This window comes from Azospirillum formosense, from assembly GCF_013340925.1.
Lineage (GTDB): Bacteria > Pseudomonadota > Alphaproteobacteria > Azospirillales > Azospirillaceae > Azospirillum > Azospirillum formosense.
Map to the genome: position 1 here is coordinate 1 of NZ_WHOR01000214.1, position 10114 is coordinate 10114.

The 10114-nt window shown below is 70.1% G+C and carries 10 protein-coding genes; 6 read left to right on the forward strand and 4 right to left on the reverse strand.

Features of this window, described 5'->3' with window-relative positions:
• On the forward strand, positions 1-251 hold a 251-nt coding region (locus tag GBZ26_RS21985; protein WP_174440683.1), incomplete at its 5' end, for a serine hydrolase.
• Between the two features lie 26 nt (positions 252-277).
• Here GBZ26_RS21985 and GBZ26_RS21990 read toward each other — a convergent pair.
• The 3 genes from GBZ26_RS21990 to GBZ26_RS22000 all read right to left on the reverse strand — a co-directional run bounded on the left by GBZ26_RS21990 (position 278) and on the right by GBZ26_RS22000 (position 3510).
• Complete coding sequence (locus tag GBZ26_RS21990; protein WP_174440684.1) at positions 278-697, reverse strand: nuclear transport factor 2 family protein; 420 nt, start codon at positions 695-697, stop codon at positions 278-280.
• 134 nt (positions 698-831) lie between these two features.
• A complete protein-coding gene (locus GBZ26_RS21995; protein WP_174440685.1) occupies positions 832-1815 on the reverse strand; it encodes a hypothetical protein in 984 nt (327 codons plus the stop codon).
• A 126-nt stretch (positions 1816-1941) separates the two neighbouring features.
• Positions 1942-3510 (reverse strand): FAD-dependent oxidoreductase, encoded by a 1569-nt coding sequence (locus tag GBZ26_RS22000; RefSeq protein ID WP_174440686.1) that lies wholly within the window; start codon positions 3508-3510, stop codon positions 1942-1944.
• 146 nt (positions 3511-3656) lie between these two features.
• Here GBZ26_RS22000 and GBZ26_RS22005 point away from each other — a divergent pair, with 146 nt between their 5' ends.
• The gene (locus tag GBZ26_RS22005; RefSeq protein WP_174440687.1) at positions 3657-5321 is read left to right on the forward strand and encodes an NAD+ synthase; all 1665 of its coding nucleotides are present in this window, start codon (positions 3657-3659) and stop codon (positions 5319-5321) included.
• Between the two features lie 113 nt (positions 5322-5434).
• On the opposite strand, the gene GBZ26_RS22010 is transcribed toward GBZ26_RS22005, so the two are convergent.
• Complete coding sequence (locus GBZ26_RS22010) at positions 5435-6871, reverse strand: sigma-54 interaction domain-containing protein (protein ID WP_174440688.1); 1437 nt, start codon at positions 6869-6871, stop codon at positions 5435-5437.
• A gap of 203 nt (positions 6872-7074) precedes the next feature.
• Between GBZ26_RS22010 and GBZ26_RS22015 the strand changes: the two genes are divergently transcribed.
• The 4 genes from GBZ26_RS22015 (at position 7075) to GBZ26_RS22030 (ending at position 10055) form a co-directional block, all read left to right on the forward strand.
• Positions 7075-7650: a sigma-70 family RNA polymerase sigma factor gene (locus tag GBZ26_RS22015; RefSeq protein WP_174440689.1), complete on the forward strand. Its 576-nt coding sequence runs from the start codon at positions 7075-7077 to the stop codon at positions 7648-7650.
• Positions 7647-8300 carry a ChrR family anti-sigma-E factor gene (locus GBZ26_RS22020; RefSeq protein ID WP_174440690.1) on the forward strand — a complete coding sequence of 218 codons (654 nt, stop codon included), beginning with the start codon at positions 7647-7649 and terminating at the stop codon, positions 8298-8300. Before GBZ26_RS22015 ends, GBZ26_RS22020 begins: the two co-directional genes overlap by 4 nt.
• Before the next feature lie 68 nt (positions 8301-8368).
• Positions 8369-9568, forward strand: a complete 1200-nt coding sequence (locus GBZ26_RS22025; protein ID WP_174440691.1) for a DNA polymerase IV — start codon at positions 8369-8371, stop codon at positions 9566-9568.
• Positions 9569-9662: 94 nt separating this feature from the next.
• Entirely contained in the window at positions 9663-10055 is a 393-nt protein-coding gene (locus tag GBZ26_RS22030) for a DUF4280 domain-containing protein (RefSeq protein ID WP_014198555.1), read from the forward strand.
• The last annotated feature ends 59 nt before the right edge of the window (positions 10056-10114 follow it).

A 10114-nucleotide genomic window follows, 5' to 3' on the forward strand; every position in this document is an offset into this window, starting at 1 on the left:
CGCTGCGCGATCCGGGGGCGCTGGGGCAGGGGGCGATGGCTCTGGGCTGGTTCGTCGCCTGGGCGGCGGACGGCACGCCCATCCTCTGGCACTCCGGTTCCACGGGTGGCTTCAACGCCTACATCGCCTTTTCACGCGCCCACCGCTGGGCCGCGGTGGCGCTGACCAACAGCGACCCGGAGCGGATCACCGCCGACCGGGTGGTGGGCGACCTGATCTGGCAACTGGAGAGGGCGGCGGAGCGCCGCTGAACGCGCGAGGGGGAAAGGGGCCGCCGTCAGTGCAGCAGGCCGCCGGGCGGCAGGCGATCGGACGGTGTCAGGATCTGCGAGGCGGGTTCGGCCACCGGCCCGGCCTGGTGGTGGGCCAGCCGCCATTCGCCGTCCTCGCGCGCGAACAGGTTGGTCGCGGCCAGGACGGCGTCACCCACGATCTCCTCGCAGAGGACGACCGCGGTGTCGCCGTACAGGCTGACGCGTTCGTTGCGCGCCTGCACCGCCGGGCCGCGGGGGGAACGCAGCACGTCCTGCCAGCTCGACACCACCGCCTCCCGGCCGAACAGGATGGTCCAGCCGGGATGGATGCAGGACACGGGCAGACGGGAGGCCCACAGCCGGTCCATGGCGGGGAAGTCACGCCCGGTGAAGGCCTGATAGAAAGCCCGGTTCGCGGCCAGAATGGCGTTGCGGTCGGTCATGAGGAAGCGAATCTCCGAAACAGCGAAAGCCGCTTCTATACAGGGAGCCGGCTCGACGGCAAGCGCCGGCCCCCGTTATCACAGATCGCACCCCTTTTGCGGGCGCCCCTTCCAGGAAAACGGCCCGCTCTTCCTCACGCCTTGATGTCGACCTTCTGGGACGCTTCCGCTGCGGCGGCGTCCTTGGCGCTGCTGCCGTCGGTCAGGCCGGCGATGGGCTGCGACAGGTCGAGGTTCAGGTGCATCACGCCATCGGCGCTCTTGGTCGGGGTCAGGGCGCCGAGGCCGTTCATCCCGCCCTTCGCGGCCATGCCGTTCAGCTTCTCCAGGACGCCCTTGATCTCATCGTCGCTGAAGCCGTTGGCGCGGACGATCATGCCGGTGGCCTTGCCGGACACCTTGGTCGTGGCGGCGGAGAACATCGCGCTGCCCGAGCCGTCGGCGTTCAGCGTGGCCGCCAGCCCACGGTCCTCGCGGGTGAAGTCCAGGGTGGACTTGGCGAAGGAGATGCGGACCGACTTGTCGCCATCCTGGATGGTCAGTTCCATGCCGCGGGACTCGATGGACCACTGCGAGCGGGCTTCCTGCATGCTCATGCCCATCTGGCTGAAATCCATGGACTTCAGCTTGTCCTTCATGGCGCTGCCGAAATCGCCGACGGCGCCCTTCACGTCGTCGTCCGACATGCCCAGCCCGCCGAGCAGGCTGCCGAGGTCGCCGGCCATGTTGTCGATGGCCTTCTCGAACAGGCCGGAGAGGCCCTTGGACTGCTCCAGCGCCTTCTGCATGATCTGCTCGGCCTGCTTGGCCCGGTCGGCCATCGCCTGGGAGCCGGTCTTGCCGCCGCCGGCCGCGTCGCCCGCCGCACCGGCGTTCGCACCGTCACCGCCTGCCGCCGCGGGCTTCTTGCCCGACAGGTTGTCGAGCAGGTTTTCCATCGACTGGCTGATCGTGTAGGCCGGGCTGGCGCTTTTCGCGGGAGCCGCGGCATCGGCGGTGGTGGCGGCGGCCTTGGCGCCGTCCGCAGCCTTGCTCTCGGTTGCCTTCTTGGCGTTGTTCGCCTGTTGCAGGACCGTACTGGTCGTCCCTGTCGGTCCGGACATTTCCGAGTAATACATCGCCGCCTCCCGCGCGTGATCGTTCGCCGTAAGGGTATGATCGTGCCGGAGTCCTTTACCACAGGTTAATTCGTCGCAGGCCTCCTGCAACGCCCGGTCGAAACTCTTCGGTTTCGAAGGATTTTATCAGTTTTTGCTTGCAGAGTCCTCGATGGGCGCAAGTGGCTGGGTGGCCGGGCCGTTCAGAACCGTCCCATCCACCGCGAAGCGTGAGCCGTGGCAGGGGCAGTCCCAGCTCCGTTCTCCAGGATTCCAGCGCACCACGCATTTCAGATGGGGGCAGATGGCGGAGCGGCGGTGCAGCGTCCCCGACTCGTCGCGGAAGACGGCGACGGGCCAGACCCCCGATTTCAGGACCGCGCCCTGGCCGGGTTGGATGCGGTCCTCCCCCTCCAGCTCCGGCCCCTGGACGTAGGGCAGGAAATGGCGGGCCACGTCCAGGTTCTCCCGCAGATAGGTGCCGAGTTTGTTGGTCATCTTGCGGCCGGGGTCGTACAGCGCGGCCCACGGGCTGCCGCTGCCGTGGATCAGTTCGCACAGGACCAGCCCGGCGATGGTGCCGTGGGTCATGCCCATGCCGCTGTCGCCGGTCGCCACGAAGACCCGCCCGCCATAGGCCGGGTCGGGGCCGATGAAGGCCAGCCCGTCGAAGGGCTCCATCACCTGCCCGGACCAGCGGTGCTCGACCGTCCCGGCCTGGGGGAAATGCGCGCGCGTCCAGGCTTCCAGCGCGGCCCAGCGTTCGGCCATGTCGCGGGCCTCGCCGGTCTTGTGGTCCTCGCCGCCGACGATCAGCCGGTCGTGGTCGGCCTCCGGCTGGAGCCGCGCATAGTGATAGGTGTCGAGCGTGTCCCAATAGAGGGCGTCGGGCACGCTTCCCTTCGGCACCCGCAGGGAGATGGCGTAGGTGCGGTAGGGCGCCTGCTTGGAATGGATGGCGAAGCGGTCGCTGATCGGGGAGTTGGTGGCGACGACCACCGCGGCGGCCTCGACCATCGCATGGTCCGGCCCGGCCTCGACGCGCACGCGCTCCCCGTCCTGCTGGATCGTGGAGACATGCGCTCCGGTCGACAGCGCGCCGCCGCGCGCCAGGAAGGCGCGGGCCAGCCCGGCCAGATAGTCCAGCGCGTGGAGGCGCGCCTGCCGGGGGAAGCGCAGGCAGGGGCCGGGATGCCGGATGGGCGGGGTGTCCAGCCGCTCCACGTCGTCCAGCCCGGCGCGGCGGGCGGCGGCGCGCTCGCGGTCCAGGGTGGCGGGGTCCTGCCCCGGCGCCAGCATCAGATAGCCGTCGAGCCGGGCGAAGCCGCAGTCGATGCCCTCCTCGCGGGCGATCCGCTCGATGGTGTCGATGGCGGCGCCGTGACTGTCCGCCGCCATGCGGGCGCCGGACCCGCTGTGCAGCCGTTCGATCTCGGTGAAGCGGTCGTCGATGACGTTGGAGAGATGCGCCGTGGTGCGCCCGGTCTCGCCGCCGCCCGGCGGCCCGTCGTCCAGCAGCAGCACCGACTTGCCGGAGCGCTGGAGCAGATAGGCCGTGGTGACCCCGGCGATGCCCGCCCCGACGACGATCACATCAGGGCGCAGGGCGCCCAGCCCCGCTGCGGTGGCGGCGACCGTCCCGGCTGGCATCGCCGGCCCGCCGCGGTCCATCCACACGGAGGTTGTGGAGCCGGAACCTTGCCCGGACTTCTGCATGACCGGTCATCCTTCTGTTGGCGTCCTGTCCTTCCGGCAACACAGCGTGCGGTGAGGCGGTTCCGCTGCGGCCGTGCGCCGCTTCCGCCCTCCGCCTCCGGCTGCTACGGTGTCGCCGATCCGCCGCTTCACCGGACGACGCCGCCATGACCGACCGCTTTTCCATCGCGCTGGCCCAGATCAACCCGACCGTCGGCGCCATCACCGCCAACATCGACCGCATCCGCGATGCGCGGGCGGAGGCCGCCGCGCGCGGCGCCGACCTGATGGTCTGTCCGGAGCTGGCGGTGACCGGCTACCCGCCGGAGGATCTGGTGCTGAAGCCCTTCTTCCTGGACGTGGTGGAGCGGGCGGTGCGTGAACTCGCCGCAGAGACGGCGGACGGCGGCCCGGCCCTGCTGGTCGGCGCGCCCTGGCGCGACGGCGGCGCATGTTTCAATGCGGCGCTGCTGCTCGACGGCGGAACGGTCGCGGCGACCCGCTTCAAGGTGGACCTGCCGAACTACGGCGTATTCGACGAGAAGCGCCTCTTCGCCCCCGGCCCGCTGCCCGGCCCGGTCAACGTCCGCGGCGTGCGGCTGGGCGTTCCGATCTGCGAGGACATGTGGTCCGCCGACGTGATCGAGACGCTGGCGGAGAGCGGGGCGGAGATCCTGGTGGTTCCCAACGGCAGCCCGTTCGAGCTGGGCAAGCACGACCAGCGCGTGCAGCTCGCCGTGCGGCGGGTCACCGAGTCGGGCCTGCCGCTGCTCTACGTGAATCAGGTGGGCGGGCAGGACGAGCTGGTCTTCGACGGCGCCAGCTTCGCGCTGGGCGCCGATTGCCGGCTGGTCGCGCAGGCCCCCGCCTTCACCGAGCATCTGCTGATCACCCGCTGGGAGCGCGGCGATGACGATGTCTGGAGCTGCGCCGACACGGAATGCGTCGCCCCGCCGGAGGGTCTGGAGTCGATCTACGCGGCGCTGGTGCTGTCCTTGCGCGACTACGTGACCAAGAACGGTTTCCCCGGCGTCATCCTGGGCCTGTCGGGCGGCATCGACTCGGCGCTGTCGGCGGCCATCGCGGTGGATGCGCTGGGCGCTGACCGGGTGCACGGTGTGATGATGCCGTCGCCCCACACCGCGCAGGACAGCCTGGACGACGCCGCGGAATCGGCGGAGCTGCTGGGCTGCAAGCTGGACACGGTTCCCATCGTCCCGGCGATGGAGGCGTTCGAGCGGATGCTCCTGCCGGCCTTCGCGGGGCGCGACCCGGACGCCACGGAGGAGAACATCCAGGCGCGGTCCCGTGGCGTCACGCTGATGGCGCTGTCCAACAAGTTCGGCCCCATGGTGCTGTCCACCGGCAACAAGTCGGAGATGTCGGTCGGCTACGCCACGCTCTACGGCGACATGTGCGGCGGCTACGCCGTGCTGAAGGACGTCTACAAGACGACGGTCTACGCGCTGGCGCGCTGGCGCAACGCGCATCAGACGGAGGGCGCGCTCGGCCCGGCGGGGCGCGTCGTGCCGGAACGGGTCCTGGTCAAGGCCCCGACCGCGGAGCTGAAGCCCGGCCAGACCGACCAGGACACGCTGCCGCCCTACGACGCGCTGGACGACATCCTGCGCTGTCTGGTGGAGAAGGATCTGGGCGTGGCGGAGATCGTCGCCCGCGGCCACGCGCCGGAGGTGGTGGACAGGGTCTGGCGCATGCTGCATCTGGCCGAATACAAGCGCCGCCAGGCGCCTCCCGGCCCGAAGATCACGCCGCGGCTGTTCAACCGCGAGCGGCGCTATCCGATCACCAACGGGTTCGGGGGCATTGCGTGAGGTGTTGAGAGGGTAAAGCGCATTGCCCCCTCCCTAACCCTCCCCTGCGAAGCGGGGGAGGGAAGGGGCCCGCGGCGAAGCCGTGGGCAGGGTGGGGGCTGTACGCCGCCCCATCACACCGCCCCCTGCGCGTCCTCCTTGATCCCCAGCGCCTGCATCCGCTCGTAGAGCGAGGCGCGCGAAATCCCCAGCAGCTTGGCGGCCTTAGCCTTCACCCCGCCGGTGCGGGACAGGGCGCCGACGATGGCGGCGCGTTCCGTGTCCTTCAGCACGTCGCTCAAGGGACGGTCGCCACCCTCCGCCGGGCGGTCGCCCGAACCGGCGGGACCCGCCGCGCGCGGCAGGGCGCCACGGATGTGGTCGGCGGTCAGGACCGCGTCGTCGGTCATCGCCGACACCCGTTCCAGCACATTGCGCAACTCCCGCACATTGCCCGGCCAGTCGTAATCCTCCAGCACGGCGATCGCCCCGGCGGTCAGCTCCCGCGACGGGGCGGCGGTGGTGAAGGCCAACTCATCGAGGATGCGGTCCGCGATGCTGCCGATGTCCTCCGTCCGATCGCGCAGCGGCGGCAGGGTGATCGGAACCACGTTCAGTCGGTAATAGAGGTCGGCGCGGAACTGCCGTTCGCGGACCAGGGCGTCGAGGTCACGGCTGGTCGCCGCGATCACGCGCAGATCGACGCGCACCACCTTGTTCGAACCGACCGCCTCGAATTCCCGCTCCTGGAGCACGCGCAGCAGCTTGGCCTGGAGCGGCAGCGGCATGTCGCCGATCTCGTCGAGGAACAGAGTGCCGCCGTCGGCCAGCTGGAACTTGCCCTCGCGCATCTTGCGGTCGGCGCCGGTGTAGGCGCCGGGGGCGACGCCGAACAGCTCCGATTCCAGGAGGTTTTCCGGGATCGCCGCGACGTTCACCCCGACGAAGGGGGCGTTGGCGCGCGGGCTGGCGGCGTGGATGCCGTGGGCCAGCAGCTCCTTGCCGGTGCCGGTCTCACCCAGCAGCAGGACGGTGCTGTCGAGCTGCGCGGCGCGGCGGGCCAGACGCTTCACCTCGCGCATGGAGTCGCTGTTGCCGATCATCTGCGACAGGGAGTATTTCGCGCGCCGTTCCTGCGCCAACTCCTGCCGGGTGCGGGTCAGCTCCTCCTGGAGCTTCTGGTACTTCGACATCAGCGGGCGCAGCCGGTCGGCCCGGTCGAACAGGGCGAAGCCGATGGCGCCGATCAGCGTCCCGTCCTCGTCGCGCAGCGGCAGGCGGGTCACCACGATGGTCCGCTCCCCGATGTCCATGAGGTCGAGCAGCATGGTCTGCCCGCTCTCCACCACATGGCGCATCTGGCTGTTGGGAATGACCTCCTCCACCGGGCGGCCCAGCGCGTCCTCCGGGTTGCCGGAATAGCCCAGCAACTCCAGATAACGGTCACCGATCCAGGCGATCCGCGCGTCCCGGTCGACGACGATCAGCCCGACGCAGGCGTCCGCCAGATGCTGGAACAGCGACTCCACGGCCCTGGCCCGCAGATGTTCGAAGTTCGGTTCGAGGCTCATGCCTTCTTCCTTCTTGATGAGGGGCTTGGTGGAGGGCGTCGCGGACCTAGCATCAAGTGGGGGCACCATACCAGGGAATCCAGTTGGGGGATGCCCGGGCCATACGCATGACGGTGATCCTATGCCGAATTACGCCGTGTGCGGCGGGACACGCTGTTGTATGGTGCGGCACGACACTGACCGACCGAAGACTTGTCCCTGGCATGCTGCCGAAGGCCGATTCGAACGACCCGACCATGCCGGACCACGAGCAACTGCTGCTTGCCGTCGCGCGCAACCGCGATTCCACCGCCTTCCGCGCGCTGTTCGACCATTTCGCGCCGCGGATCAAAGCCTACATGCGCCGGCTGGGCGCCGACAGCAGCGTGGCGGAGGAACTGGTCCAGGACGTCATGATGGCGGTGTGGCTGCGGGCGGACCGCTTCGACCCGGCGCTGGCCAGCGCCTCCACCTGGATCTACACCATCGCCCGCAACCGTCGGATCGACCGCGTCCGGCAGGAGCGGCGGCCTGAGCTTCAGCCCGATGATCTGATGTCGGATGTTGGGGAGGAGCCGACGCCCGACCACCAGTTCGAAGCGGCCGAGACGGCCTTCCGCCTGCGCGCGGTGATCGGCAACCTGCCGCCGGAGCAGGCCGACGTGCTGCGGCTCGCCTATTACGAGGACAAGGTTCATGCGGAAATCTCCGCCGAACGCGGCATCCCGCTGGGAACCGTGAAGACCCGCTTGCGGCTGGCCCTCGTTCGCCTGCGGCGGGCCTTCGGGGAGGGGGCGTGACCGTGCCGGCCCATCATCCCGCCCCCGAACTGCTTCTCGACTACGCCGCCGGCAGCCTGCGCGAGGTGCAGTCGCTGCTGATCGCCGCGCATCTCGCCTATTGCCCGGACTGCCGGGCGCAGGTCGCGGAGATGGAAGCCTGCGGCGGCGTCCTGCTGGCGGATCTGCCGCCGGAGCCGGTGTCCGATTCGCTGTTCGGCACCCTGATGACCCGGCTCGACGTGACGGTTGCCCCACCATCGCCCGCACCCCCACCGGCCGCCAAGAGCCTGTTTCCCGGCCCGCTGCGCCGCGCCATCGGTGCGGAACCGGAGGCGCTGGAATGGGTGCGCGTCGTTCCGGGCGTCCACCTGTCCGCCTGGGGCGTCAGCGCCGGAACGGCCTCGGCTTGCCTGCTGCGCATGGCGCCAGGGTCGCGGGTGCCGGCCCACCGTCATACCGACAGCGAGATGCTGCTGGTGATGAAAGGCGGCTTCTCCGACGAGTTCGGGGCCTACCGGGTCGGTGACGTGGCGTCCTACGACACCGGCACGCCGCACCATGCCATAGCCGACGCGGACGGGGAGTGCCTGTGCCTGCTGGTGCAGGACCGACCGCTGGTGTTCACCGGCCCTCTCGGCTGGCTGCTCAACCGGGGTTTCCGCTTCTGAGCGGAAAACCGGAACGGGACAGGAACATTCCTTCCCCGCCGCCGGCGCGCCGCTGCTAGACTGCGGCCATGGCTGTGTTCGACGATTGCAAGGCCCTGTGCCGCGACTGCGCGGCGGCCCTCCGCGGCAGCGAGCCGCGCTGCCCGAAATGCGGCGGCCGGCGGCTGGTCCGGCATGAGGAGTTGCATGGCCTCGCCATCGGCCACATCGACTGCGACGCCTTCTACGCCACGGTGGAGAAGCGCGACCGGCCCGAACTGGTCAGCCGCCCGCTGATCATCGGCGGCGACCGGCGCGGCGTGGTGGCCGCCTGCTGCTACATCGCGCGGATGGCCGGGGTGCGCTCGGCCATGCCGATGTGGCAGGCGCTGGAGGCCTGCCCGGACGCCGTGGTGCTGCGGCCCGACATGGCGAAGTACAAGGCGGTGGGCCGGCAGGCGCGGGAACTGATGCACGCCTTCACCCCGCTGGTCGAGCCGCTGTCCATCGACGAGGCCTTCCTCGACCTGTCCGGCGTGGCGGAGCGGCTGAGCATCAGCCCGGCCCAGGCGCTGGCCGAACTGGTCCGCCGCTTCGAGAACCAACTCGGCATCACCGCCTCGGTGGGCCTCAGCTACAACAAGCTGTTCGCCAAGATCGCCTCCGACCTGGAGAAGCCGCGGGGATTCTCGGTGATCGGGCGCGGGCAGGCGCTGGACTTCCTCGCGCCGAAGCCGGTGTCGATCCTGTGGGGCGTCGGGCCGGTGCTCCAGCGCAAACTGCAATCGGACGGCATCCGCACCGTGGGCGACCTGCACGGCTGGTCGGAGATCGACCTCGTGCGCCGACACGGCAAGATGGGCCGCCTGCTGCACCGCTTCGCCCGCGGCCAGGACGACCGGCGGGTGGAGCCGGAGTCGCCGAGCAAGAGCATCTCCGCCGAGACGACCTTCGATTGGGAGACCGCCGACAAGGCCGCGCTGAAGGACGCGCTGCGCCCGCTGGCCGAGACGGTGGCCCGCCGCCTGTCCGCCGCGGGCCTGCGCGGGCGCAGCGTGGTTCTGAAGATGAAGACCGCCGATTTCCAGACCATCACCCGCTCGCGCCGCGTCGATCCGCCGGCGCGGTCGGCGGGGCTGATCTGGCAGACCGGCTGCGAGATGCTGGACGGCGAGCCGGACGGGCGGTCGATCCGTCTGATCGGCGTCGGCTGCACCGACCTGCTCGACCCGGAAACCGAGGCGGAGCCGGGCCTGTTCGACGGATTCGGCCCGTCTCCGCCGGGGTGAAGCGAATTCGGACCAATCCGGTCCAGGGATCGCTTGCCGCGGACCGGCGGAGGCGGCCACTCTTTCCCCGGACGTTTCGGTAGGGAGAGGCGCGATGAGTCAGGCGGTGTGCGCGGGGGCCATGATGACCTGCAGCTTCGGAGCGGCGCCGTCCGCGCTGGTGGTGCTGCCGCTGAACCGGACGATGGCCGGCGGTCCGCCGATGGCGAACATCATGGACAACAAGCCGATCATGAACATCCCGCCCTTCGGCGTGTGCACCAGCCCGGCCAATCCGGTGGTCGCCTCGATGATTCCGGTGCCGCCGCCGGGCGTGATCAAGCCGCAGCCCTGCGTTCCCTGCACCGTCGCCCCCTGGGTGCCCGGCGCCCCGACCGTGATGGTCGGCAACATGCCGGCCCTGACCTCCACCAGCAAGCTGATGTGCAATTGGGGCGGGGTGATCCAGATCGTCGTGCCGGGGCAGTTCACGGTGCAGACGCCGTGAATTGCGTGGGCGGTGTTGCCCCCACCCTAACCCTCCCCCGCTTTCGCAGGGGAGGGGAC